A 26165-nucleotide genomic window follows, 5' to 3' on the forward strand; every position below is an offset into this window, starting at 1 on the left:
GGCTATTTAAAAAGCCCTGTTGAGAATAATATAGAAACCCGGGAACGCTGGCAGAGCATTTCAGGGTTTTTTGATTATTAAAGGGGTTTAACTGTGTTTTTTAACCATAATGGGTTAGGGGGATTGGAGCGAGCATCCTGCAGCGGAAATCAGCCAATAGTTTAGACATCTTAGAAGATTTTCATTCCCTGAAGAAGCAAAATCCCCGCGCCTAAAACCAAAACATATAGCGCGAACCATTTTAAAGAATGATTCTTAACAAAATTAATCATAAAAGCAACAGCTAAATAGCCGAAAATCGCAGAAGCTATGGTAGCAATGAGCATAGCAGGGAATCCGATGGAAGGTCCAGTATACTCTGCCAGATCCTTTAGCTGGAAAAGCAATGCGCCGAAAACAGCTGGAATAGAGAGCAGGAAGGAAAAATAGGCAGCTGTTTCTTTATCAATTCCTCTCATAAGAGCCCCGGCAATAGTCAGACCGGAACGGGAAACGGCTGGAAAAATAGCAAGTGCCTGAAAAGAACCAATCCATAGAGCATCCGAAAAGGTGAGATCGTCCAGCTTGCGGGCACCTTTTTTTACGCGGTCGGCAAAGAGGAGACATAGGGCTGTGAATATAAACTCCCAGCCGATTGTCATTCCGGTTTTGGAAATGCCATCGAAAAAATCCTTAAATAAAAGACCTGCGATAACGGCAGGGATGGTTCCTGCCGCTAAAAGGAAGACGAGTTTGCTGAATGGCCGCTTTGCCAATTTCCACAAAATATCTTTATAAAAGACAATCAGAGCAATGAATGTTCCGATATGAAGCATGGTGTCCAGAAATAGTCCTGCGTCTTGAAGTCCGAATATTTTCCTGCCGAGATATAAGTGCCCGGTACTGCTGATAGGCAAAAATTCAGTCAGACCCTGGATAAATCCAAGTATGGCAGCTTCGAGCCAATTCATATCCTATGCACCCTTTCGATCACTTTTGCGTCATTAGAAATTGTATGTACGAGTCTTCCTTGTTTAGAACTGACAATGTTATGGATTGACAAGTTTACCAGTATAGGATAGTATGAACTTAACAAAATAGTATTCTCTCTCAGTCAAAGGGGAGTAGCCGGTCAGGTGCATGCACCTGTAAACAAAGTCGTCAATTCATGGATCTTAATCCATCGGCTTTGTTGACATGATTTATCAACCATGTTCAGCAAGACCTTTGCCCATTAGCGGCAAAGGTCTATTTTTATGTCCGCTAATGGGTCGCCGAGAGGGAAAAACCCATTAGGAGGATGAAAAAATATGGATGCATCATTGTTTCTAGAGTATGGCTGGGTCCTGCTGATTCTGATTGTTCTTGAAGGAATCCTGGCAGCAGACAATGCTCTGGTAATGGCTGTAATGGTTAAGCATTTGCCTGAAGATCAGCGCAAAAAGGCACTGTTTTATGGATTGGCTGGAGCTGTTGTTTTAAGATTTGGCGCTTTATTCGCGATTTCTTTCCTCGTCAACGTCTGGCAGGTACAAGCTATTGGAGCTCTATACTTACTGTATATTTCGATTAATCACTTAGTTAAAAAACATGTTTTAAAGAAAGACGATCATGAAATAAGCAACCCGAAAAAGCAATCAGGTTTCTGGGGAACCGTTTTGAAGGTTGAATTGGCAGACCTGGCATTTGCCGTAGATTCCATTCTTGCTGCGGTTGCATTGGCCGTCACCCTCTCGCCAACGACTCTTCCTGAAATCGGCGGTTTGGACGGAGGACAGTTCTTAATTATTCTGGCCGGTGGATTAATCGGGGTAGTAATCATGAGATTTGCCGCAAATGCGTTTGTTAAATTGCTTAAAAAGAAGCCCAACCTGGAATCTGCAGCCTTTTTAATCGTCGGCTGGGTAGGGGTTAAGCTTGCTTTATATACATTGGCGCATCCTGAAATTGATGTCATTTCAAAGCATTTTATCGAATCGCCGCTTTGGAAGGGAATTTTCTGGACCGTATTAGCAGGAATTGCCATAGGAGGATGGTTCCTCTCCAAGGAAGAAGAACCTCAAACTGAAGAGGAATCAGAACCTCTGAAAAAAGCTGAAAATGAATAAAAAGTCAGAGCCTGCTGAAGTTCAGCAGGCTCTTTTTTGTTACAAGTCTATTACGGTATACGGAAACACACCTGGCTGAGGAGAGCTGAAGAGTTTCTCTTGAACTGCAGCGAGAGGGTATTTAGACTCAAAAGAAAAGTTTTTCTAAAGACTCCCCCTTAAACAGTCTATATTAGGCGAAACGTTTAGTGGGAGGTGAAAACATCAATTAAGGGATTATCATATATCAACCATTAGTCGTGGGACATTTGTACTTTTTTGTGTTTTATCTGGACTGTTTCGAATATCCTTTTCCAAAAGAGAATTATTTCATTAAGGTTACATTATAGTAACAAAACCTGACATAAACCCTAATCCAGCAGGGTTTTGAGTGAAAAACGGATCAAATTATGTAAAGATGTCTTTGAAATCCATGTTTTTTTACTGTGAAAAAGGGCTGTATTCAGCTTTGGTGCGGGTTATATAGATAATTCCAAATTTCTTCCTTTGCGCTCTAATCATAATTTAGCTATGATTAACGCAGTATGATCGGGAGAAACTGAGGTGAAACCGTTGCTCAGCCTTTTATTCAAATTTGGCAGGAAAAAACATACATTAGAAGACAGCGTGTTTAAAATCCAAAATGGAGATTTGGATTTGCAAAATAAATTAATCGATCAATATAAACCGTTTATCGCAAAAACCGTTTCATCTGTTTGCAAAAGATACATAGACGAAACAGATGATGAATTTAGCATAGGATTAATTGCATTTAATGAAGCCATCGAAAAGTATTCAACAGAGCGGGGAAATTCACTCCTTGCTTTTGCAGAACTGATTATTAAGAGAAAAGTGATTGATTATATCCGAAAAGAAGCCCGGAATGCACAAACCATCAATATGGACCTGCAGGAGCATGAAGAGGGAGAAGCATCTCAAAGTAAAATTGAAGCGGATTTATCCATTGATGAATATCAAAAGATGGTAGAACAGGAACATAGGAAAGAAGAGATCCTTCATTTTCAGGGAGTCCTTAAAGAGTTCAGCTTGACCATTGCGGATTTGATTGATCATTCGCCAAAGCATATCGATGCAAGGCAGAATGCCATTCAAGTTGCCCAAATACTTGTTGAGCATGATGAGTTAGTAAAAATTCTTTTTCAAAAAAAAACAGCTCCCGGTCAAGCAGCTGGAAAAACTTGTTTCCGTTAGCCGGAAAACCGTGGAACGGAACAGAAAGTACATTATCGCCATGGCCGTTATTATGACTGGGGACTATCTTTATCTTAAGGATTACATTAAAGGAGTGCTTGAAGCATGAAACAAGGGGTCATCATCGATCTGAAGGATAATTTTGCAATTGTCCTTACAGCAGACGGGCACTTTGTCAAAACCCGGGATGTGAAAAGCCACTATCAGCTAGGAGAAGAGATAACGTTTTACGCTGCCGAAGCGTCCAGAGCCTCTTCTCCAAAACACCGTGGCTTATTGGGGCTGCAGCAATTAAGAATTGGATTCGTTACAGCTATCGCTATTATTTTAATTTTCTTCAGCTTATATCCAGTTTTTAATTCAGACAAAGTTTATGCCTACATGACGATCGATATCAATCCCAGCTTTGAGCTAGCGATCAACGGAAACATGGAAGTGGTTAAATTAGAGCCTCTGAATGAAGACGGCGAGAAACTTCTTTCATCTTTCCCTAACTGGAACAAGCAAGGTTTCCAGTCAGTGGTCAATAGCATCATCACCCAAAGCAGAACAATGGGATATACGAAAAGCGGCAAAGAAATATTAATTACCACCGTAGTCGACCGGAAGAATGATAAAAAATTCGAAGCAAATCTGCTGAATCATGTCCAAATGATGAAAAGCACTTATAAATCAGATCCGTTAATAATTGAAACCGTTCAATCAGACATGGAAACACGAAAAAAAGCTAAATCTGAAGGAGTATCAACGGGTACTTATATTCGAAATCATAAGCCGTCTGAGAAGAGCAGCAGGCCTGTTTCTGATGAGAAAGAGGAAAAGCCTGAACCGGCAGAAAAGCCTGGCACTTCAAAAACTCCAGCTCCAAAGGAAAACGGCAATAAAAATACACCTGAACCAACTGATAAAACGTGCAGGGAACCTTCCTGCAGCGGTACAGACCGAAAACCTGCCAGCGGCAAACATGAGCCTGATCCGAAAGCTTTAAAGGAAATGGAAAAGAAGGGAAAACAGCCTCCAGCTGTCCCGCCCAAACGTGATGAGTCTTCTCAGATTCCTGCTCCCAAACAGGAAAACAATAAGAAGAATGCTGAGCAAAAGGGTTTTAGCCGTGATGATGACGATGAGGTTTATGCAGAGGATGGCGAGGAAGAATGGGAAAAAAATCACTATGATGATTCTCATTCAGAGGGCTTTGATGACAATGATGACAATCATAAAAAAAAAGATAAGTACGTAAAAGACCGTTCGAAGGATAAGAAAAAGGATGGGCTAAAAGCTAACAAACAAATAAAAAAGTCAAAAGAACCTGATCAAGAAGAAGATTTCTATCCTTCAAAACCGAAGCAGCGTGTAAACAGCCAGCCGAATGAAAATTATGCTGCTCGTGAAGATGAAAAAACCGAACAAAATCCAAAGCAAAAGACCGTGCAAAAATCTGAACAAAAGCAGCCCGAACTGAATCCGGAAACAGATAGCAAAACACTGCCTGAGACAAATAAACAAACAGAAAACCAGAATCAGCAGTAAACTTTGATTCCAATCTGTAACCGCTGTACATAAAATAATCGCCGTGCAGTAAACACGGCGATCCATCCATTATTATTCAGTTTTGCCATGCTGGCTTTGCTGTGCTTGAGCAATAAGACGCTTTGTCATTTCACCGCCTACAGATCCATTTGACCGGGAAGTGGTGTCTTTTCCAAGTGAAACTCCGAACTCTTGTGCTACTTCCATTTTAAACTGGTTAAGGGCTTGTTCTGCTCCGGGTACGAGCAGTTTATTTGTTCTTGCCATATTGTCCCCTCCTTCCTCTTTCACAATCAATCACAGCCTCAAAGGCTGTACCTCTATTTTTATTCTTAAGTGCTAATCTATTCATGGAAAACCAAGGGACAAAATTCATGATCCGGGTAATATCTGAAGGTACTCTGGTGAAAGCTAGAAAAGCGGGAGACCGTATTGATTTAAGCAGGCATCGGGATCGCTTCCTCAGTTAGGAAGGATCCAGATGATTTTCCTGATATGCTTGAGCTCTGCTCAGCAGGTGAGAGTATAGGACTGAAAAGACGGTCAGAACGAGCACTGGTTTGATCAGTGTCCAGTTATGGTCCGTAATGGATGGGAAAGCTGTCCGGATGATTTCAGCTTCCAGCTCTATTTTCTCTTCAATATCGCTTGCTGGCGGAAAGTGAAAGGCTTCATTAATCAGTTTATCCAGAACCACAGCATAAGCCTCATAATAGTCGACAGGGCTGATCAGGTCGTCTGTCCTATCCGAAATTGTGTTGAAAAGCCTGTTCAGCATTTTTCGGATTGTTTCGAAATCATAGGTGGATTTCAGATCTCTGACAATCAGCAATATGACAGCTTGGTCAATGGAATATTTTTTTCCAAGCTCGGGGTGCCCAATCAAGCCTTTAATGTCGCGCTTTATCCAGTTTTGAATGGATGTGGACTTAAAGGTTGTCAGCTCGCAAAGGTTTCCAAGTGCTACAATATCATTGGTGGAAAGTCCAGTAACGGCTCCGCTGCTGCGTTTAAAGCGTTTAACGAAATCAGGCAAAATTGCGCTTGCATGCTGATTCCACTTGCCAAGAAAATTCTCAAGCTCTAACCCATTCTGAAGATCAAGCGCGTGAAGCAGTCCTGACATTTCCAGCCGGGTAAGTTTAGGTTCTTTCATCATGCACCTCTTTTATCAATCCTTTTTCTTTGCTTCTTCTTAAACCATAATACTTGTCATACAATGAGGATGGAATTATAATTATTGTATAATAAGTTCATATGAACTTGAAACTATGAGGTGAAAAATGTTTAAACGAATTGGATTATTCATATTAACCAACATCCTGGTCATTACGACAATTGGAATCGTCTTATCCGTTTTAGGCGTTGGTAATTATATGACGGCTAATGGTGGAATCGATCTCGTTACCCTGCTTGCCTTCAGTGCGGTTGTAGGTTTTACAGGTTCTTTGTTCTCCCTGGCCATTTCCAGATGGATGGCGAAAATGATGATGGGGGTTCAGGTTTTAAAGCCTGAAGACAATCTTTCCCCTATAGAGAGAGATCTGGTTGAACGCGTTCACAGACTTGCGCGGACTGCTGGTATGAGGGTAATGCCTGAGGTGGGGATTTACCGCTCACCTGAGGTTAATGCTTTTGCAACTGGTCCATCCAAGAACCGTTCGCTCGTAGCTGTATCAACCGGTCTGCTTGAAGAAATGGATGAAGACGCTATTGATGGTGTTCTTGCTCATGAAATTGCCCATATAGTTAATGGAGACATGGTGACAATGACTCTTCTTCAAGGAATTGTCAATACATTTGTCGTGTTTCTGGCAAGAATCGCTGCATGGGCCGTATCAAGATTTGTCCGCGAAGAGCTTGCAGGAGTCGTCCATTTCATTGCGATTTTGGTATTCCAGATTCTCTTCTCTATTTTGGGAAGCCTTGTCGTTTTCGCCTTCTCGCGCTATCGTGAATACCATGCTGACCGCGGCGGAGCGGACTTCGCCGGGAAAGATAAAATGATTCATGCACTAAGAAGCCTGCAGAACTATACGCAGCGCACAAGAGATGATGATACGTCCCTTGCTACTTTAAAAATAAACAGCAAACGAAAACGTTCCATTTTTTCCACTCACCCTGACCTTCAAGATCGGATTGCGAGATTGGAACAGCGCTAAACAGCACCAGCGCAATTAGCACTAAGAAAAGCTGGCCTCAAACTACGAGGCCAGCTTTTCATATTTTATAGGCTGAGAAAGAAGCACGGAATTTCTTTGAAAGAGATGATAAAACCTCTGAGGAATCGAGCATTTCCTGCATGACCGCATTTTGTTCCTCTGTAGCGGCGGCAATATGTTCGATGTTTTCGTTAGTCAATCTGCTGACCTTCTCAATGTGGTCTGTAGCCGCATTCAGCACATCCATCTGCTGTTTTACGCTTAAAACTGCCTTTTCAGTTTCCTGGCTTTTATTCTCAAGCTGCTTAATGTGAGCAGAGATGATTTTAAACGATTCATCCACGCCCAAAACAAGCTGGTTTCCCTTAGCAACAGCTTCAGAGCTCTCTTTCATTAGCTTAGAAGCAGCTGCTGATTCAAGCTGTGTTGTTTGAATGATTTCCTGTATGCTCCCAGCAGCGCCTGCTGTTTGTTCAGCTAATTTTCTTACTTCTGATGCAACAACGCCGAACCCTTTCCCATGCTCGCCTGCTCTGGCCGCTTCAATGGCAGCATTCAATGCAAGCAAATTGGTCTGCTCAGAAATATTGGTGATCATGGAGGCAATGGCTGTAATCGTTTTTGATTTTTGTTCAAGATTCTGGATGGTTTTCTCAAGGCGTTCTACATGACTCAAGATGGTCTCCATCTGAACCATCACATCATTAGCCTGGATTTTTCCTTGCTTTATCTTAATTGCTGAATCCCCGCTTAAGAGGGTCGCTTCATTTGATTCTGCTGCTGCGATATTAAGCTGTGCGGCAATCATGTTAACAGATGAAGCTGCCTGCTGAATGGATTGCACCTGCTGTTCAGAGCCCGAAGCAACCTGGAGGATAGACTGTGTGATTTGATCGGTGCCCTCAGAGGTTGATTCAGCATTTTCCTTCAAATGCTCTGACATGCCCCTGACTTTTTCTGAAAGGGAAAAGATGTCCTGGATGGAACGTTTGAGTTCAGCTTTAAGGCTGTTCATCGCAATTGCGATATCTTCCGTTTCGTCTTTCGATTGAAAATGCAAATCCTCTATCATGAGATTGCCTGCTGCAAGCTCCTTGCACATGCTGACAGCCTGTGACAGCTGCTTGCGGATTCTCCGGCTTACGACCGATAGCAGGATAATGGATAGCAGGATGGAGGCAGCAATAAAACCTGATGAAAGAAAGATTTGGTTTTTGGAATTTTTTTCAGTTTGATTAATCATCTTCGCTCTGTCATCTGAAATAAGTTTTTCCAGTGACGTCAGTTTCTCATTGCTGACGTCCCTTATGACAGCAGCCCGGTTTTGAAGCTCTATCTGTTTAAGAGGGTCCAAAACACTGCCATTGCTAACTACCGCTTTAAGCTCAGCTTTAATGCGGTTTTCAAACAATTTATCCAGCTCTCCATTCATTGTTTTTGCGGCACTAAGGAGGAGCAGCTGCTCTTTATTTGACATGCTGTCTGTCAGCTGGTCAAATGTTAGGTTCATTTCTTTTACCTGCTGCATGTAGGCGCTCTCATTTTCAGGTGCAGCCTTTGTCAGGTAATCTGTGATGACGATGTACTTCTGTTTGAATATAGCGGAGGCTCCAGCGACTTTTAAAGCATCATTGGATTTCCGCTCTGCTGTATTGATAGTGTGAAGGGTGGAGGATAAGGAAAATAAGATAAAGATAAAGGCAATAATAATGAGAGTAAGACACGTATAAAAAACTAGTCCATATTTCCGGCCAATTGATGATTTTTTGCGCAAAAGCATTAGTTTTAACCCCACTCACTCGAATTTTGTTGAAAAAAATAGGAAAATTGGTATAAATTTAATATCCATATTTTAATTCAAAGCCTCCGCCTTGTAAACGCTTTATACGAAAAGTTTTTATAAATGAAAAGAGATGGCTTTTTTTTGAGGTGAATTTTCTTTAAGATAGAACAAGCTGATCAAACAAGAAGGACGGTTACATATGCGAATTGATGTCAGGCTCAGAAAGCATAAGCTTTCACCGGCCAAAATTATTGTAACGTATTATTTTATTGCAGTGACGGTTTCAATCCTCCTGTTAAGCCTTCCCCTTGCCAGAAGACCGGAAGCGGAATGGACATTTATTGATGCTTTATTTACTTCGGTTAGCGCTGTTAGTGTGACCGGACTTTCTACTATATCCATTAAAGACACATTTACAACACCTGGGTACTTTATCTTGGCCTTTATCCTTCAGTTCGGCGGAATCGGGATAATGACGCTGAGCACCTTTGTTTGGCTGGTTTTAAGACGCCGGATTGGACTGAAGGAAAGAAGGCTGATCATGACTGATCAGAATCAGTCGAACCTGTCGGGTCTGGTGAATCTCCTGAAGCAAATTTTGATTTTGATTATAGCTATAGAAATTGCCGGCGGACTGATCCTGGGCACATATATGCTCAAATATTTTCCTGACTGGCAGGAAGCATATCTTCATGGCTTTTTTGCTTCCGTAAGTGCAACGACAAATGGAGGGTTTGATATCACCGGGCAATCGCTTATTCCATTTGCGAAGGATTATTTTATACAGTTCATTAATATTTTGCTTTTGACCTTAGGGGCAATTGGGTTTCCTGTTCTGATTGAGCTGAAAACATATCTCTTTCATGAAAAAAGACACCGGTTTACGCTGTTTGCCAAAGTGACATCCATTACATTTCTGGGATTGCTCGCTTTTGGAACCATCGGGATCCTGCTCCTGGATTCTCAGCATTTTTTTAAAGATAAACCTTGGCATGAGTCCTTTTTTTACGCGCTTTTTCAGTCATCAACAACGAGAAGCGGAGGCCTTTCGACTATGGATGTGGCACAGTTCAGCGACTCCACTCTGCTGTTTATGTGCCTGCTCATGTTTATTGGGGCTTCTCCTAGTTCTGTAGGAGGAGGGATCAGGACGACTACATTTGCGCTTAATCTTCTCTTTATTTATCACTTTGCCAGAGGAGCAAAGTCCTTAAAGCTCTTTAAAAGAGAAGTCCATGAAGCCGATATTATAAAGTCCCTTGTTGTAACCATTGTTGCTGTGATGATTTGCTTTGTTTCCACCATCATCCTGGCAGCAACAGAGCCCTTTACTCTGATTGAGATTTTATTTGAGGTCTCATCTGCATTCGGTACAACGGGCCTGTCACTTGGAATAACGGCAGATTTGAGCACCCTTGGAAAGTGCATCATCATTTTATTAATGTTCATCGGCAGAATCGGGATTGTTACTTTCCTGCTGATGATGGGAAAGAAGGAAATCGAAGCCAATTACAAGTACCCTACCGAAAGAATCATCATTGGATAATCCTCCCGGTTAACATGCAGGGGGAAAAAGGAGTCCCGCCATTAAATTCCTTATCATTCATAAGAAATCAGGTGAAGGAAACAATGAAAAGTGAAGGGAGTGATACGGGATGAATTCAAAGAAAGAATTTCCAGTTGCACAACTGAGTTTAGAAGAGCTTAGTCAGCTGCAGCAATTTGAAGAAGACTTCCGCAGCCGTACAGGCGAAGAAATTGTGCTGATCGCTTATGGCCAGCAGGAAAAGAACTGAAAAAACTGGCAGGATGGAAGAACGTAAACCGGCTTAAACTATCCTTGCGGGTGATTCCGCCGGATGTAAACCAATTTTGAGGGGGATGTTTATGAAACGAAAAGCTGCAAACCATCAGGCTCTGAAGAACAACAATACTCCGTCCGAAAGCATGGCAAAGACAGAGTTTGCTGCGGAATTTAATCATGAGAACCCTCAAAAATACGCGAACCGCAATTCCAAAAAAGGAATGCAGGGCAAGTCGGAGCAAAGCCGATGAGCAAAAAGCATGTTAAAAGTAAAAACCTGCAAAATCATAAAAAGCCGATGAATCCCGATTTGCTGGAGCAGGAGTTTGGCAGCGAGTTCTGCGATGCGAATTCCGGCAAAATTTATGAATTGAAGGAAGAGCTTAAACGCAAGTCAGCATCAGATAAAAAGAAAAAGTGAGAGCAAAGCTCTCACTTTCAGACGGCCCGGGTATGATCCGGGCTTTCGTTTGTTGTATAGATATGTGTTCTGTTTTCTGAAGGATCGTAATGGACGAGAATCCATGTTGGATTCATTACGACCGTACCATTTTGTTTGTATTCGGCCAAGTCGAATGGAAGATGTTCAACGATTGTATGCTTGTACAAATCTTTCTCAGAAAGCGGATTCTGCTGATAAGCTGATCCAAGAAGGGCTGGCTGATCCATGAGCTGCTTGTAGAATAAATCGCGATCTTCTTTAGCGAGCATTGCATCATCCCACAATGCTTTTCTAGGCTTGTAGCGCTGATTTTTCAAATAGTCATAGGTCATGAACGCTGTGGCTGCCTCAAGGTGGCCAGGTGCCGCTGCTTCAATAAAATCACGAAGCCTTTTGAACAAGTCCTCCAGCTGATGGCCAATCCGGCTCCATCCCTGATCATCCCAGAAGGTTCCGAACTCCTGGAAGAAATCGAATGGGGAAGGGAATATGTGCTGAACAAGGTACTCAACTGTTTCGTCCATCCGATGGTCATTCCAATATTTCTCCAGAACATCCTCTACCTGTTTAATCCGTGAAATATCATCAAAGGTTAAGACATTGTTTTTTAAAATTTCGTAAGGCGAGTGGTCCATGTAGACATAATCATGCTGAGCTGCTCTTAAACGGAGTCCTGTGCCGCGAAGCATTTTGAGGAAGCCGAGCTGAAGCTCTTCTGGACGCATCGCAAATACGTCATTGAAAGTCTTTTTAAATGATTGGTAGTCCTCTTCAGGAAGACCGGCAATGAGATCTAAATGCTGCTCGATTTTTTGCCCTTCCTTTACCATCATGACCGTTCTTGTTAATTTGCTGAAGTTCTGTCTCCGCATGACAAGATCATTTGTTTCATCATTCGTAGACTGAACACCTATTTCAAAACGGAATAGGCCTTTCGGAGCGTTATCATTTAAAAATTGAATAACCTCAGGCCTCATGATGTCCGCTGTAATTTCGAATTGAAAAACCGTTCCCGGACGGTGCTCATCAATAAGAAATTGAAACATTTCCATTGCATAGCTCCGGCTGATGTTAAACGTCCGGTCCACAAATTTTATTGTTTTAGCGCCGTGATCCATCAGGAATCGTATGTCCTCTTTTACTTTCTCCCGATCGAAGTAGCGGACACCGACTTCAATCGAAGAAAGACAGAATTGGCAGCTAAACGGACAGCCCCGGCTCGTTTCTACATAAGTCACCCGTTTTGAAAGGCTCGATAAATCCTCTTCAAAGCGGAAGGGGGATGGGAGCTCTTTTAAATCAAGCTTGTTAGCCTGCGGCTGAATCCGGACTTTTCCATCCTCACGGTAAGCAATTCCTTTCACCGTTTCTATAGGAAGGTCCTGATCAATAGCTTGAAGGAGCTGTTTAAACGTCTGTTCCCCTTCGCCGATTACGATATAATCAGCTTGTGGAATCCGTTCCATCCAATCAAGAACATCATACGTAACTTCCGGACCGCCGAGAACAATGACCAGCTCCGGTTTAATTTTTTTCAGCATATTGATTACTTTAATCGTTTCTTCAATATTCCAAATATAGCAGCTGAATCCAATTGCATCAGGATTGCGTTTGAACAGGTCGCTGACGATATTAATAGATGGATCTTTAATCGTATATTCGGCAAGCTCCGGCTCATATTCCGGCTGAGCATATGCTTTTAGATAGCGGATCGACAGACTAGTATGAATGTATTTCGCGTTTAATGTGCTGAGCACTATATTCATCTTTTTAACACCACTTTTAATAAGAATAGTTGTTTCTTTAAAACATTACCCATTTTAACACATAACGGCGCTGGGGAAACATTTTTCATTTAAAAAGGCTGTTTCGTATGCTCGCCAATCCTGGGGCTAGTCTTGTCCTCGCGCTTCGCCTGCGCGTAAGGCTTGCTTACCCGTCCTGCTGCTCAAAGCAGGCTCCTGTCCAATCGGCAAGAACAGATTGGGCTGCAAGAACCTTTACACCAATAATTATTGGTGTAAAGGGCCGTCCAGAAAGTCAGTTTTAAAGCGTATTTTTAAATTGGATTGGTTTTGGCTGATTTCCGCTCCAACCAGCCATTATTCAAATTGCTTATAAAAAAACAACCCCCCGGGATGCTCATACAGCGTCCCGGGGGGTAATCACAACCATTTCCTCTCAGCAGGAATTTTTAGACCGTCCGGCCTTTTTGCTACGTTTGCTGCAGGGATTTCCATTTTCTTTTTAAACTGGTTGCCCTTAGCTCAATCATCGGCTCTGTCCAGGTTTTTACGAAGTTTGATGACAGAAGGAAGGTGACAATGATTGCTGCCGCCGCGTATATGGCAATGCTTTGGTAATCATCGAGCCACTCAACGGCCGGACTGCTGCGGATTCCATTAATAATGAAGCCGTGCAGGAGGTAAACATAAAAGGTTCTTGTTCCCCACGATGTGAAAAATGCCTCCCGCTGAGGGACAATAGCCAGAAAGCTTAAAGTAGATGCCACGGTCATCACGTAAAAACTTGATCGGATCAGGGCACTTGCTGCAATCTCCTGGCCAAATGCTGAATAAGGCTTGGAGCCGAAAAGCCATTCAAAATCAAACTGCAAAAAGAAATACATGCTGAAAGTAAAGGTGAGGAAAAGAATAGAAATGGTCCTTCCTTTAACAGATGTCAGTTTGTAAAAATGATCTCTCTTCATATAATATCCAATCAGGAAGAGCGGGAAAAATACAAATGTCCGGCCGATACTTAAAAAGTTATTCGCAAAATCAACATATCCGATTCCGATCCCAAGCAAAAAAGAAAAAGCCAATGCCGTTTTCAAATTTGTCTTCGTGAATAGGAATAGCATCAGATTCCAGAAGAACAGGCTAAGCAGAAACCATAGCGACCATTGCGGATCAAGCGGATTGAGCTCGATTTTATCCTGCTTTTGAATCAGGTAGTAATAAACGGAATAGATGCCCTGAAATATCAGATAGGGGACAATCAGTTTTTTTGCTATCTTCCCTACATAGCCTTTTTTTCTGAATCCCTTCGCAAAATAGCCAGAAACGAGGATAAAGGCTGGCATATGAAACGTGTAAATAAATTTATAAATGTGAAGCATCACTTCATTATTGTCAATAAAAGAACGGATGAGATGGCCAAACACGACAAGGATAATCAATAGAAATTTCGCATTATCAAAGTAGCTGTCTCTCGTTTTCAACTCATATCACCTGCCTGAACATGCTTTTAATCGGTAATTCCTGTAAACATAATTTACCCATGCCAGAACAGTGTAAAACAAAAAAAGAAGGGTTTCCTGCCTTTAACGTCTTTTGTGAGATGGATTTAATCGTCTTGTTACCTAATTGTGAAATATGTATCAGTCATGATAAACCAGCCATATTTTCCGGAAGAACAGCCCTTTTTTTCCAAAACGCGACTTAATACGGGAAGAGCGGAAGGACAATAGAATTTAATGTAGAAATTAAAGATAAATGATATGGGGAAAAAAGGGAGTGTTCGGGGGATGAGTCAGCTAATAGAAGAGGCGCATATTGCTCAGCTTAATAGCGAACTGGACCGTCTTAAAAAGAAAAATCAGCATTTACAAGCGGAGCTTAACAAACACCAGGTTATTTTTGACCAAGCTTTGGATGCCATTATTATTTTTGACCAAAATATGAATTTCATAGATGTTAATGAAGCAGCGTGCAGCATGTTTAATGAACGGAAAGAAGTGCTGATGAAAAAATCACTGTATGATTATCTCGCCATGTTCCCTAATGAGGAGATTAAAAGGCAGCGGGAGCAGCTCTCAGAAACAGGTTCACTCAGTGAGGAGATTATTATTAAGCTTAAGAACGGGCAGCTGAAATTTATCGAGTTTTCCGCAAAAAGAAAAGCAATAGGGGATTTTGATTTATCCATCATGAGGGACGTTTCATCAAAAAAAATGCTGGAAAGAGAACGGTCTATTAACGAAAAAATGTTTCAGGATCTTTTTCACCGCGCTTTGGATGGAATTGTTATATATGATCACCATGGCCGGCTTGTGGATGCCAATACGTCTTTTTGCCAAAGCTTCGAGCTTCAAAAAAACCAGCTCTCTTCTTATAAACTTAAAGATTTTATTGACAAAGAGAGCCATGAAAAAATTGAAGATACGTGGTCCCTTCTTTCTAAAGCAGGAAAAGCAAAAGGGGATTTGCCAGTAAGGCTTAAGAGCGGCACCCGGAAAATCTTTGAATTTACAGCAACTTCTAATGTACTGAATGGATACTATATGTCAATTATGAGGGACATCACTGAAAAAAGAAGCATGGAGGCCAAGCTCCATAAAAGCGAGGTTCGCTTCCGTGAAATTTTTGAAAATGCAATGGATGCCATCATTATTTGGGACAAAAAAGGGAGAATTTTAAAGGCAAACCGGTGGGCAACACGTATTTTCGAACTGCCGATGGAAGGACTTCTCAAAAGCTTCATCACAGATTTTCTGGATTTAACCGATCCGCGCTATCAGTCTGCCTTTCAGCTATACATGACTACAGGTTCTATTCGTCAGGAACTTCATTTTAATATGCCAAATGGGCAATGCAAGCATTTGGAATTCACCTCCAAGGCGAATGTGTTTGAAGGACAGCACCTGACCATCCTTCGAAATGTTAGCGACCGGAACCGGATGGAAAAGGAATTAAGGCAGAGCGAGGAGAAATTCCGGAAAATTTTTAATGGAGCGATGGAGGGGATTATCCTGTTTGACACTCATTACGATATTATGGCTGCAAATCCTGTTTCGGCAAAAATTTTCGGAATGTCGCATGAAGAGATTGAACAGTGCAATCTTTATGCCCTGCTATTCTCCGGTGAAAGCAGGCAGCCTTCCGACTTTTTGGCAGAATATGAAAAGGGAGAAGAAGGTACAGAAGAGATCCTTCTTAAGTCTAAGCACGGTCAAACAAGAATATTGGATATCTCCTTAAAAATGAATTTAAATGAGAACATGCATCTGGCTATATTACGGGATATAACAGAAAGGAAAGAGCTAGAAGACCGTTTGCGGAAATCAGATACATTGAATGTGGTCGGTGAGCTTGCCGCAGGCATTGCCCATGAAATACGAAACCCGATGACAGCACTGAAAGGCTTTATCCAGCTTCTTGAAGGAAGCGTTAAAGATGACTTCAGCATGTATTTTAATGTCATTAAATCAGAACTAAACCGGATTGAATCCATCATTACAGAATTTCTCGTTCTTGCAAAACCTCAGGCCATTCATTTTGAACAAAACAGCATCGTTAAAATTATGAAGGATACCATGGAACTTCTAAATGCGCAGGCTATTTTTTCCAATGTCCAGATGGAGCTCATCACGGAAGGTGAGATTCCTTCAATCTATTGTGAGCCGAACCAAATCAAACAGGTGTTTATCAATATCTTAAAAAATGCTATTGAAGTGATGCCGGGCGGAGGGAAAGTATTGGCGGTACTCAAAATGAATGGACCGGACCAACTGTGTATTTCCATTAGGGACGAAGGAAACGGAATACCTGAAGATAAGCTTAAAAGGCTTGGAGAGCCTTTCTATACAACGAAGGACCGAGGTACCGGCCTGGGACTTATGGTAAGCTATAAAATAATAGAAGAACACCGCGGGAAAGTAAAAGTGGAAAGTCAGGTAGGGAAAGGGACGACCTTCTGCATTACGCTGCCCGCTGGAAATAATGAGGTGTAAAAATTGAAAGGATTTATTCAATATGATTCCCCGATTGGCATTCTGACAATTGTTTCAGATGGGGAGTCCATTACAGAGGTTCTGCTTCCGGAAACGGAACTTTCTGCATTGGATGCAGAGCCTGCAGAATATTGTGTCTTAATTGAAGCCAGTAAACAGCTGCAGGAATATTTCAACGGAACTCGGACCCATTTTCAGCTTCCCTTATTTACAGAGGGAACACCTTTTCAAATGAGAGTTTGGGATGCGCTTCGGACGATTCCGTTTGGCGAATCGCTGAGCTATGCAGAAATTGCAGAAAAAGCCGGCAGCCCTAAAGCCGTCCGCGCTGTAGGCCAAGCCAACAAGGCCAATAAACTGCCGATTCTGGTTCCTTGTCACCGAGTTATTGGAAAAAATAAATCACTGACCGGCTATGCAGGAACGAAAACGGATTTAAAAGCCGTTCTGCTGGAATTGGAAAAGGTAGATTTCAGATAAGCGGTTGAAATTGAACGGAGACCGGATGCTATAGGGCATTCGGTTTTTTGTTTTGCTTAATTCTAAAGGATTGTTGATCTTAAATGCCGCTTGTCACAAATATGAGGAACCGACATATTATTTAGTGAAGTTAAAAAAGTTGCCTTTAGGCAAAAGGAGGCGGAAAATGTTTAAACCTGGGAGAACCGCAAAAGTTGCAGCATATGCCGTTCTATTTCATAAGATGAATCTGCTTTCCAAAGAGCAAACGGATGCCATTGTTAAGCTGCAAAAGTAATTGACAAAAAAATCCGATAAGATTATTATCTAATTAGATATTCGTCTAATAAGGAGATGTACGTGTGCAGCTGAATCGATTAGTACAATTTCATAAAGCGATGGGCGACCCAACCAGGCTGAGGATCATTGCGATACTTTCCGATGGTCCTAAGCACGGTCAGGCACTGGCGGGCATACTCGGACTCACTCCTCCAACCATTACCCATCATCTGACCAAATTAAAAGAGATGAATCTTGTCCATCAAAAACGTGAAAAGAACACCATCTATTACTTCCTGCAGGATAAAGTTATTGAAAAGCATGCGAGCGATATCGTTCAGCTTATGCAGCCGAAAGAGGGGAATGGAATGAAGGAATTGACAGGGGAACACATGAAAGTCGTTCATAATTACTTAACGAAAGATGGAAAACTTAAAACCATTCCGTCCCAGCGCAAACGCAAACTAATGGTGCTCTTCTACATAGCAAAAGAATTCGAACCCGGCAGAAAGTACACAGAAAAGGAAATAAATGAAGCGATAAAAGTGTATCACGAAGACTTTGCTACCATCAGGAGGGAATTTATTGTGAATGGAATCATGTACCGCGACAACAGCATCTACGAATTAAACCCGAAGGAATTGTGGGCAGGAATAGAGGGGAATTGATTTTGCAGATGTTGCCATGAAGTGTCCGGAAAGTCTGTTTTCAAAGCTCCTTTCGCATTATTACATTGGATTGGTTTTGGCGGATTTTCGCTGCAGGTTACTCCCTTTCCGCTGGGCGGGAGGTGAGCCTCCTTGCGGCCGGGCACCTGCGGGATCTCACCTGTCCCGCTGCTCCTGCAGGAGTCGCGCACCCTCCGCTCCAATCAGCCTAACCCGTAATTGTTCAAATTACTAAAAAATAACCCCCGGGATGCTCATACGGGGGGTTCAATTTCAATTATTTCCTCTCGGCCGGACTTATTAGACAACCCCATGGCGATGAAAAGATGTCTTTCCAATTTCCCGGTCCCTACTATGCTGGCGACTATTAAATAGCCCTCAAAGGAGTTCCTCCATTTCAACGGACTTTATCCGCAAACAGCTCCTCAATTCCAGCCTTTAAATCACCGGTAAGTACACCTTTTTCTGTAACAATACCTGATATAAGATTCGCAGAGGTAACATCAAATGCAGGGTTAAAAACCTGGATTCCTTCAGGTGCAATTAGTGTGCCGGCAATCTCAGTGATTTCTCTAGAATCTCGTTCTTCAATCGGAATATCTGCTCCTGAATCGATGCTAAAGTCGAATGTGGAGAGAGGGGCTGCAATGTAGAATGGAATATGAAAAGCCTTTGCTAAAATAGCCAGGTTATATGTGCCGATTTTATTGGCTGTATCTCCATTGCGGGCGATGCGGTCGGCCCCTGTAATAATGGCGGAAATGTTCTTCTTCTGAATCGTGAAGGCAGCCATATTGTCAGTAATGAGTGTTACATCGATTCCCGCCTGCATCAATTCCCATGCTGTCAGCCGTGCACCCTGAAGGACTGGGCGGGTTTCACAAGCATATACCTGAAGAGGAAAATCCTGTTCCTGCGCTAAATAAAATGGCGCAAGAGCGGTCCCGTAACGGGCTGTTGCAATGGATCCAGCGTTGCAGATGGTCATAATGCGGTCGTTTTTATTAAAGAGCTTCAGAGCATGCTGGCCGATTTGCCTGCACGTTTCCTCATCCTCCACCTGTATTTGGATGGCTTCGTGGATCAGATTGGTTTTGGCTTCATTGACCGATTTTACTTGGCTGCAGGCGGCAGTTAAACGGTTGAGTGCCCAGGCAAGGTTCACAGCCGTTGGCCGGGAGCCAGCCAGATAGTTTTTTTCCTCATTGAGTTTGGAGAGAAAGGATTCAATTTCCGTTTCCTCGTAGCGGGATGCAGACAGGGCAAGACCGAATGCAGCAGTAATGCCGATTGCCGGTGCCCCTCTGACCTTTAAAGTTTGGATCGCATGCCATACCTCTTGAATCGTATTTAATTCAATATATTCGGTAACGGCAGGCAGCTTTTGCTGATCAAGCAATGAAATATAGGTTTCCTTCCATTCAACAGAACGGGGGATTGTGAAAGAATGCTGTTGTGTCATGTTCGTAAAATCCTCCTATTAGCGGGCAATTGCATGCCGGAAAAAACGTTTTAGCTGGCCAGGTTCCGTGATGTTGCGGCGCTGTTTGATTAATTTTTTTCCTAATTCCAGCGCTTGGATTTTTGATTCAATTCTGCGGCTGTAAGGCTCAATCGTATCGAGATCTGCAACGTGGGCCAGCCCGATTGTCCTGCGGATGACTTCACATCCTGCAAATCCGATCGTATCTTCGAAAATTTGTTCCAGCGTATGCTCAAGGTAGCCTTCCACTTCAGAAAAACGCTCTAAGCTGTCCTTTTTCCATGCAGCTGTAAATTCTTCTTCAAATGTGTTCCATGCTTTTTCAATTGCTTCAAAAATAAAGTCCTGTTCCTGTTCTTCACGAGATAGAGCGTTGAGAAGCAGGTTTGCGATAAATTGGCCCGGATCAAATCCAATCGGTCCAAAGAAAGCAAATTCAGGATCAATCACCTTTGTTTCCGTTTCACTGACAAAAATACTGCCTGTGTGCAGATCTCCGTGAAGAAGCGCTCCTGCTTCTGTTAAAAATTTCCTTTTCAATTTAGCGACTTCGAGCTTTACGTGTGTATCCTCCCAAAGCGTTTCCGCAGCCTCCCGAAGCTCCGGTTCAAAATCATTTGATTCATAGTCGAAGAATGGATCCGTAAAAACAAAATCCTCGGTAATTTTGCATAGATCCGGATTGGTAAATTGTTTAACAAGCTGTTTTTTAACATGCGGTTTCAAAGCGAAATCACTTGTGTAAAAAAGGGTATGAGCCATAAATTTCCCGATATGTTCAGCTAGCAGCGGCACATCTTTTCTTTCAATCAGTGCTTTTCTTGCAATCTGCAAATGTGAAAGATCCTCCATTACAGTAATGGCAAGTGTCTGGTCGGTGTAATAAACTTCAGGAACCAATCCCGGAGCAAGCTCTGCCTGTTTTACAAGGGCGCTGCTTTCAATTCTAGCCCGGTCCAATGTAAGCGGCCACGATTCTCCAATGACTTTTGCATAGGGCAGGGCTTGCTTTAAAATAATGCCTTTGCCTGATTTAGGTTCTGTAATATGGAAAACGAGATTTAAATTTCCGTCACCAATTTCCTCACAGTTTAGAACAAGATTGTCTTCAAATAGGCCAAGCCTGACTGCGAGTGCCACAGCGGAGCTTTCGATAAGCGGTTCGTAAAGTGATGAGTTTGCGATTGCCATAAATATTCCCCTCCTGAGGTGCTGATAAAAAACTAAATGAGCATGAAAAAGCCTCTTTCCTTTTGAGAAAGAGGCTTGAAGAGGCTGTCTTCGCACCTCTTATCTCCCAGATCGCATTTGCTTTCTGACGGATTTAGCACCGTGCCTTGCGGAGCGATAAGCCCCGGCGCTTGCTGCTGCGCCCCATTTCACAATGGTATTACGGTCGGTTGCTGTTGGGGTCAACGGGCCAATTCCCTCTCCCAACTCTCGATAAGAGTATGTTTTAATTTTTCGAATGTTTTAATTGTTTCGTAATCACTTGATGAAAATGTTACCAGCTAAGGAATGGGGCTGTCAATCCCTTTTTACAAAAGATTGATAAAATTCCGGACGCCGGTCCTCAAAAACGGGAATTTGTTTTCGAATCGCCGCAATTTCACTGAGATCCAGTTCCGCCCTTAACACTTCTTCACCTTCCCCAGCTTCAGCAATTACATTCCCCCATGGGTCAATGACGAGTGAATGACCGGCAAACTGATTGTGAGGATCAGATCCAGAGCGGTTGCAGGCAACAATAAATGCCTGATTTTCAATGGCTCTCGCTATAAGAAGGGATCTCCAGTGCTGAAGGCGGGGAAGTGGCCACTCTGCAGCAACAAAGAGCACCTCTGCACCATTTGAGGCATGTTCGCGCATCCATTCCGGAAAACGGATGTCATAGCAGATAAACCCTGCACAGTTTAAGCCGTCTAACGTAAATAGTCCGCTTTCTTTTCCGGCTGTCAGGTAATGATGTTCATTCATCAGCTTAAATAAGTGCAGCTTGCTGTACTCGTGAACCAGGGTTCCTTCACGATCAAAGATGAGCATGGTATTGGTGACCTTATGGCCGGATTTTTTTGCGATAGATCCAGCAATCAAATTGACGCTGTTTTTCTTTGCAAGCTCGGAAAGGAAAACTTTTGAATCTTTGCCTTCTTCATCTGCAATTGTTTCAAGTCTTGTCAGATCGTAGCCGGTGTTCCATAATTCCGGCAGGATGAGAAAGTCCGGCGCCTCTTTTTTGATCGCTTCTTCCATTGCATGAGACACGCGCCTTTTATTTTCTGCAGGATCGCCAAATGCGATATCAATTTGAATGCAGCAGATTGTATGTTTCATTTCAGACCAGCTTCCTTCAGATGAATTTTAGCTTTACTTTTTGTTATTAACACTATATGATTTTGGACTAGAATTTCAAGAATTTTTTGAGAAGGTGGAATAAATGAATTTTTTTGAGCCATCCCGCTTGCTAAAACGCTTGCCTGAGCAGTTCTTTGCTGCGTTAGCAATGAAGGCGGCCGCCAAAGTGAAAGCTGGATATGACGTGATAAACCTCGGCCAGGGGAATCCCGATCGGCCGACGCCTGAGCATATTGTAATGGCGCTTCAAAAGGCTTCAGGCGATCCGGCCAATCACAAGTATTCTCCCTTCAGAGGGAAACATTCGCTGAAGGAAGCTGCAGCAAAGTTTTACGAAAGAGAATATGGGGTTCTATTGGATCCCGAAACTGAAATTGCCGTCCTCTTTGGGGGAAAAGCGGGTCTTGTTGAGCTTCCACAATGCCTTATGAATTCAGGAGACATTGCTCTCGTACCAGATCCGGGCTATCCGGATTACTGGTCTGGGGTAGAAATGGCAGAAGCGGAGATGTACACAATGCCTTTGCTTGAAGAAAACCAGTTTTTCCCCGATTATACAAAAATTCCGCCTGGTATTCTGGACTCCGCAAAGCTAATGTTCCTGAACTATCCGAACAACCCGACAGGAGCTGCAGCCAGCAAAGAGTTTTTCGAAAAGACAGTCGAACTGGCGAAAAAACATCATATCTGCATGGTGCATGATTTTGCATACGGAGCGATCGGTTTTGATGGTGAAAAGCCCCTCAGTTTCCTTCAGACACCCGGCGCAAAGGAAACTGGAATCGAAATCTATACACTTTCCAAGACGTTCAATATGGCCGGATGGAGAGTGGCATTTGCAGCAGGCAATCCGTCGGTTATTGATGCGATCAATTTATATCAGGACCACATGTATGTAAGTGTGTTTGGTGCCATTCAGGATGCAGCAGAGGCAGCACTGCTCGATGAGAGCGAAAGCACAAAAGAACTTGTCCAAATGTATGAAAACCGCAGAAATACACTTGTAAAAGCTTTTCGCGGCATCGGCTGGGATATTCAGGCGCCCAAGGGAAGTTTTTTCGCCTGGCTTAAAGTGCCTGAGGGATACACATCACAGGAGTTTTCCGATATTCTTTTAGAAAAAGCACATGTAGTCACTGCGCCTGGCAATGGCTTCGGGCAGTTTGGAGAAGGCTACCTCCGCGCAGGTCTGCTGACAGACGAAAGCCGGATTGAGGAAGCAGCCGCCCGCATATCAAAGCTTGGTTTATTTGCAATGGCAGATTAAACAATGTAAAAAAGGTTGACAGAGCATTCAATTCCTGTAATAATCCAAATTAATTGAAAATTTAACCTGCGGATATCTAGCAGGTCCATATTGTACTTATCAAGAGCAGGTGGAGGGACTAGCCCTATGAAGCCCGGCAACCGACCAGGACATTTACGTTCGGGCACGGTGCTAATTCTTGCAGCAGACATGCTGAGGGATAAGGTACTGCAGTATTATCATGCAAAGCCTCTTCTCTCGCGATGAAGAGGCTTTTTATTTTTAGGCTATGTTAAGGCATTAAGTTGATTTTTTTTACACCTGTTGATTGGAGCGAACGCTTGCAGCGGAAATCAGCAGCTAAGACTAGCAGAGCTTATTTTTTAAAAGCAAAAAAGCGAGGGACAAAAATGAGTGAAATCATCGCAACCTATCTTGTTCATGACCGGAAGGGAAACTTAGAGAAAAAGGCAGAAGGCATAGCGCTCGGACTAACAATCGGTTCTTGGACTGATCTGCCGGAGCTTGAAAAAGAACAGCTGAAAAAGCATAAGGGAACAGTCATTACCGCTGCAGAGCTGGAGGAGGACAGGGACGCAAGCACGTACCTTGGAGGTAAACACACAAAGGGGCTTATTAAAATTGCTTATCCGGCGGTTAATTTCAGTCCGGATCTGCCGGCCATTTTAACGACAGTATTCGGGAAGCTTTCATTGGACGGTGAAGTGAAGCTGGTGGACTTAGAGTTCTCAGACTCTCTGGCAAAGCATTTCCCTGGTCCTAAATTTGGAATCGACGGAATCAGAGAAAAAATTAATGTTTACAACCGGCCGCTGCTGATGAGTATTTTCAAAGGAGTAATCGGCAAGGATTTAGGTTATTTGGAGGAGCAGCTGTATGATCAGCTTGCAGGCGGGATGGATTTGGTTAAGGATGACGAAATTTTGTTTGAAAATCCCATGACACCATTCTTTGATAGGGTCAAGCGAGGCAGACAAATAATAAATCTTTTGAAGGAAGAGACAGGAAAAAATTCTTTATATGCTGTCAATCTGACCGGACGGACATCCGAACTCCGAGATAAAGCGAGATTGGCTGCTGAGGCTGGAGCAACGGCACTGCTGTTCAATGTTCATGCTTACGGGCTGGATGTTCTGCAATCCCTGGCAGAGGATGATGAAGTGCCGGTTCCTATCATGGCTCATCCTGCTGTGAGCGGGGCGTTCGCAGCATCAGAGTTTTACGGATTCTCCTATTCTTTAATTCTGGGAAAACTAACCCGCCTAGCCGGAGCTGATTTCTCTTTATTTCCGTCCCCTTACGGCAGCGTAGCGCTAAAGAGAAAAGAAGCACTTGGAATAGCTGAGGAGTGTACAGTCTCCTCTGTGTACAAAAAAGTATTTCCAGTACCCTCAGCCGGAATACATCCCGGGCTGGTGCCTGTCATCATGAAAGATTTTGGGAATGACAGCATCATTAATGCAGGGGGAGGGATTCATGGCCATCCGAACGGAGCTAAAGGAGGAGCAGCAGCATTTCGTTCAGCAGTTGATGCGGTTCTTGAAGGCAGAACCCTCGAAGAAAAAGCAAGGTCGGATGAGCATCTGGAAAAGGCCCTGAAACTCTGGGGCCAGTACGAGGCTGCAAAATGAAGCCAGTAATATTTTGCGACTTCGATGGAACCATCACAATAAATGACAACATTATCGAAATCATGAAGCAGTTTGCCCCTCCTGAATGGGAGGAGCTAAAGAATCAGGTCCTGAATAGAACCATTTCAGTAAAAGAAGGGGTCGGTAAAATGTTTTCCCTGCTGCCCTCTTCTAAAAGGGAGGAAATCACCAGCTACCTATTGGATCAAGCCGAAATTAGGGAAGGATTTACTGAATTTGCAGCCTATGCAAAAGAGCAGAATATCGAATTGTACATTGTTAGCGGAGGAATTGATTTTTTCGTTCATCCTCTCCTTAATGGTCAGATTGAGCAGCAAAAAATCTTTTGCAATGAGGCGGACTTTCAAGGAGAACAAATCCTTATTCATTGGCCGCATCCATGTGATGCAGACAGCGGGTGTGAAATGGAGTGCGGCTGCTGCAAGCCCTCCATCATTCGCGGCATAGCAAGCACTGATCAGGAAATCATTGTAATTGGAGATTCTGTTACCGACCTGGAAGCAGCAAAAATGGCTGACTTTGTCATTGCACGGGACTATTTGCTTGATAAGGTTAAAGAGCAGCATTTATCATTCGAACCGTTTGAAACATTCCATGATGTAGTGAGCATTTTAGAGAAGAGGAGGGTGAGTGTATGAGGACGATTATGGAACAGCGCTGGCGTGAGCTGGCTGAAGTAAAACGGGAGCTTGCGGGAAGAGATTGGTTTCCTGCTACAAGCGGCAATCTGGCAATCAAAACGGGCAGTGAGCCATTAACCTTTTATGTTACAGCGAGCGGCAAGGATAAGCGGAAGGAAAGCTCGGAGGATTTTTTGCTTGTTGACGGCAGCGGGCAGCCGGCAGAAGAAACGACCCTGAAGCCGTCTGCTGAGACCCTCCTTCATATTGAGGTTTATACAAGAACGAATGCTGGATGCAGTTTGCATGTTCATACGGTGGACAATAATGTGATTTCTGAGCTGTATGCTCATGAAGGGTCAATTACCTTCACTGGGCAGGAAATTATTAAAGCCTTTGGCCTGTGGGAGGAAGATGCTTCCTTCACCATTCCCATCATTCCGAATCATGCCGACATCCCTCAGCTCGCCCGGGTATTCGGACAGCATGTCCATGAAGATGCCGGTGCCGTTCTGATCAGGAATCATGGAATTACTGTATGGGGAAGAGATGCCTTTGAAGCAAAAAAATATTTAGAAGCTTGCGAATTTCTATTCTCTTATCATCTTAAACTCAAGCAATTCAGCGCGATAACAATCAACTAATAGGG

23 protein-coding genes, 1 pseudogene and 2 riboswitches are annotated in these 26165 nt (G+C 43.1%); of the genes and pseudogenes, 15 read left to right on the forward strand and 9 right to left on the reverse strand.

Features of this window, described 5'->3' with window-relative positions; translation table 11 throughout:
• Positions 1 to 170: 170 nt before the first annotated feature.
• Positions 171 to 950, reverse strand: a complete 780-nt coding sequence (locus J9317_RS07150; protein ID WP_211557404.1) for an undecaprenyl-diphosphate phosphatase — start codon at positions 948 to 950, stop codon at positions 171 to 173.
• 339 nt (positions 951 to 1289) lie between these two features.
• Here J9317_RS07150 and J9317_RS07155 point away from each other — a divergent pair, with 339 nt between their 5' ends.
• The 3 genes and pseudogenes from J9317_RS07155 to J9317_RS07165 all read left to right on the forward strand — a co-directional run bounded on the left by J9317_RS07155 (position 1290) and on the right by J9317_RS07165 (position 4808).
• A complete protein-coding gene (locus J9317_RS07155; protein WP_211557405.1) occupies positions 1290 to 2087 on the forward strand; it encodes a TerC family protein in 798 nt (265 codons plus the stop codon).
• Between the two features lie 543 nt (positions 2088 to 2630).
• Positions 2631 to 3387: pseudogene (sigI, locus tag J9317_RS07160) on the forward strand (RNA polymerase sigma factor SigI).
• Positions 3384 to 4808 (forward strand): anti-sigma factor domain-containing protein, encoded by a 1425-nt coding sequence (locus tag J9317_RS07165; RefSeq protein WP_211557406.1) that lies wholly within the window; start codon positions 3384 to 3386, stop codon positions 4806 to 4808. The pseudogene sigI and the gene J9317_RS07165 overlap by 4 nt, the downstream one beginning before the upstream one ends.
• 72 nt (positions 4809 to 4880) lie before the next feature.
• Here the strand turns inward: J9317_RS07165 and J9317_RS07170 are convergent, their stop codons facing one another.
• The gene (locus tag J9317_RS07170; RefSeq protein WP_035409005.1) at positions 4881 to 5075 is read right to left on the reverse strand and encodes an alpha/beta-type small acid-soluble spore protein; all 195 of its coding nucleotides are present in this window, start codon (positions 5073 to 5075) and stop codon (positions 4881 to 4883) included.
• Positions 5076 to 5274: 199 nt separating this feature from the next.
• Positions 5275 to 5964: a DUF1836 domain-containing protein gene (locus tag J9317_RS07175; protein WP_211557407.1), complete on the reverse strand. Its 690-nt coding sequence runs from the start codon at positions 5962 to 5964 to the stop codon at positions 5275 to 5277.
• 127 nt (positions 5965 to 6091) lie between these two features.
• Between J9317_RS07175 and htpX the strand changes: the two genes are divergently transcribed.
• A complete protein-coding gene (gene htpX / locus J9317_RS07180) occupies positions 6092 to 6970 on the forward strand; it encodes a protease HtpX (protein ID WP_211557408.1) in 879 nt (292 codons plus the stop codon).
• Positions 6971 to 7028: 58 nt separating this feature from the next.
• Here htpX and J9317_RS07185 read toward each other — a convergent pair whose 3' ends face one another.
• Positions 7029 to 8750, reverse strand: coding sequence for a methyl-accepting chemotaxis protein (locus tag J9317_RS07185; RefSeq protein WP_211557409.1), 1722 nt, complete (start codon positions 8748 to 8750; stop codon positions 7029 to 7031).
• Between the two features lie 202 nt (positions 8751 to 8952).
• Between J9317_RS07185 and J9317_RS07190 the strand changes: the two genes are divergently transcribed.
• The 4 genes from J9317_RS07190 (at position 8953) to J9317_RS07205 (ending at position 10978) form a co-directional block, all read left to right on the forward strand.
• Positions 8953 to 10299, forward strand: coding sequence for a TrkH family potassium uptake protein (locus tag J9317_RS07190; protein WP_211557411.1), 1347 nt, complete (start codon positions 8953 to 8955; stop codon positions 10297 to 10299).
• A gap of 109 nt (positions 10300 to 10408) precedes the next feature.
• On the forward strand, positions 10409 to 10549 hold the full coding sequence (locus tag J9317_RS07195) for a hypothetical protein (protein WP_211557413.1): 141 nt from the start codon (positions 10409 to 10411) through the stop codon (positions 10547 to 10549).
• A gap of 85 nt (positions 10550 to 10634) precedes the next feature.
• Positions 10635 to 10808, forward strand: a complete 174-nt coding sequence (locus tag J9317_RS07200; protein ID WP_488656176.1) for a hypothetical protein — start codon at positions 10635 to 10637, stop codon at positions 10806 to 10808.
• Complete coding sequence (locus J9317_RS07205) at positions 10805 to 10978, forward strand: hypothetical protein (RefSeq protein WP_211557415.1); 174 nt, start codon at positions 10805 to 10807, stop codon at positions 10976 to 10978. Before J9317_RS07200 ends, J9317_RS07205 begins: the two co-directional genes overlap by 4 nt.
• A 17-nt stretch (positions 10979 to 10995) precedes the next feature.
• On the opposite strand, the gene J9317_RS07210 is transcribed toward J9317_RS07205, so the two are convergent.
• Positions 10996 to 12765, reverse strand: a complete 1770-nt coding sequence (locus J9317_RS07210; RefSeq protein ID WP_211557417.1) for a B12-binding domain-containing radical SAM protein — start codon at positions 12763 to 12765, stop codon at positions 10996 to 10998.
• 449 nt (positions 12766 to 13214) lie between these two features.
• Positions 13215 to 14222 (reverse strand): acyltransferase family protein, encoded by a 1008-nt coding sequence (locus J9317_RS07215; protein ID WP_211557418.1) that lies wholly within the window; start codon positions 14220 to 14222, stop codon positions 13215 to 13217.
• 306 nt (positions 14223 to 14528) lie between these two features.
• Here J9317_RS07215 and J9317_RS07220 point away from each other — a divergent pair, with 306 nt between their 5' ends.
• From J9317_RS07220 to J9317_RS07230, 3 genes are all read left to right on the forward strand, one after another.
• On the forward strand, positions 14529 to 16733 hold the full coding sequence (locus J9317_RS07220; RefSeq protein WP_211557421.1) for a PAS domain S-box protein: 2205 nt from the start codon (positions 14529 to 14531) through the stop codon (positions 16731 to 16733).
• 3 nt (positions 16734 to 16736) lie between these two features.
• Positions 16737 to 17213, forward strand: a complete 477-nt coding sequence (locus J9317_RS07225; RefSeq protein WP_211557423.1) for a methylated-DNA--[protein]-cysteine S-methyltransferase — start codon at positions 16737 to 16739, stop codon at positions 17211 to 17213.
• Between the two features lie 341 nt (positions 17214 to 17554).
• The gene (locus J9317_RS07230; protein WP_211557425.1) at positions 17555 to 18139 is read left to right on the forward strand and encodes a DUF2087 domain-containing protein; all 585 of its coding nucleotides are present in this window, start codon (positions 17555 to 17557) and stop codon (positions 18137 to 18139) included.
• Positions 18140 to 18536: 397 nt separating this feature from the next.
• Here the strand turns inward: J9317_RS07230 and mtnA are convergent, their stop codons facing one another.
• The 3 genes from mtnA to J9317_RS07245 all read right to left on the reverse strand — a co-directional run bounded on the left by mtnA (position 18537) and on the right by J9317_RS07245 (position 21956).
• The gene (mtnA, locus tag J9317_RS07235) at positions 18537 to 19601 is read right to left on the reverse strand and encodes an S-methyl-5-thioribose-1-phosphate isomerase (protein WP_211557427.1); all 1065 of its coding nucleotides are present in this window, start codon (positions 19599 to 19601) and stop codon (positions 18537 to 18539) included.
• Between the two features lie 18 nt (positions 19602 to 19619).
• Positions 19620 to 20813 carry an S-methyl-5-thioribose kinase gene (gene mtnK / locus J9317_RS07240; RefSeq protein WP_211557429.1) on the reverse strand — a complete coding sequence of 398 codons (1194 nt, stop codon included), beginning with the start codon at positions 20811 to 20813 and terminating at the stop codon, positions 19620 to 19622.
• Between the two features lie 96 nt (positions 20814 to 20909).
• A riboswitch (SAM riboswitch) is annotated at positions 20910 to 21072 on the reverse strand.
• Positions 21073 to 21149: 77 nt separating this feature from the next.
• Positions 21150 to 21956 carry a carbon-nitrogen family hydrolase gene (locus J9317_RS07245; RefSeq protein ID WP_211557431.1) on the reverse strand — a complete coding sequence of 269 codons (807 nt, stop codon included), beginning with the start codon at positions 21954 to 21956 and terminating at the stop codon, positions 21150 to 21152.
• A gap of 103 nt (positions 21957 to 22059) precedes the next feature.
• On the opposite strand from J9317_RS07245, the gene J9317_RS07250 reads away from it, so the two are divergent.
• The 4 genes from J9317_RS07250 (at position 22060) to J9317_RS07265 (ending at position 26160) form a co-directional block, all read left to right on the forward strand.
• Positions 22060 to 23244: a pyridoxal phosphate-dependent aminotransferase gene (locus tag J9317_RS07250; RefSeq protein WP_211557433.1), complete on the forward strand. Its 1185-nt coding sequence runs from the start codon at positions 22060 to 22062 to the stop codon at positions 23242 to 23244.
• A gap of 93 nt (positions 23245 to 23337) precedes the next feature.
• Positions 23338 to 23450, forward strand: a riboswitch (SAM riboswitch).
• Positions 23451 to 23633: 183 nt separating this feature from the next.
• Positions 23634 to 24875, forward strand: a complete 1242-nt coding sequence (mtnW, locus tag J9317_RS07255; protein ID WP_211557436.1) for a 2,3-diketo-5-methylthiopentyl-1-phosphate enolase — start codon at positions 23634 to 23636, stop codon at positions 24873 to 24875.
• Positions 24872 to 25534 carry a 2-hydroxy-3-keto-5-methylthiopentenyl-1-phosphate phosphatase gene (locus J9317_RS07260; RefSeq protein WP_211557438.1) on the forward strand — a complete coding sequence of 221 codons (663 nt, stop codon included), beginning with the start codon at positions 24872 to 24874 and terminating at the stop codon, positions 25532 to 25534. Before mtnW ends, J9317_RS07260 begins: the two co-directional genes overlap by 4 nt.
• Positions 25531 to 26160 carry a methylthioribulose 1-phosphate dehydratase gene (locus J9317_RS07265; RefSeq protein ID WP_249292041.1) on the forward strand — a complete coding sequence of 210 codons (630 nt, stop codon included), beginning with the start codon at positions 25531 to 25533 and terminating at the stop codon, positions 26158 to 26160. Before J9317_RS07260 ends, J9317_RS07265 begins: the two co-directional genes overlap by 4 nt.
• Positions 26161 to 26165 lie beyond the last annotated feature (5 nt).

This window comes from Metabacillus flavus (assembly GCF_018283675.1).
In the GTDB taxonomy this organism is placed as follows: Bacteria; Bacillota; Bacilli; order Bacillales; family Bacillaceae; genus Metabacillus_B; species Metabacillus_B flavus.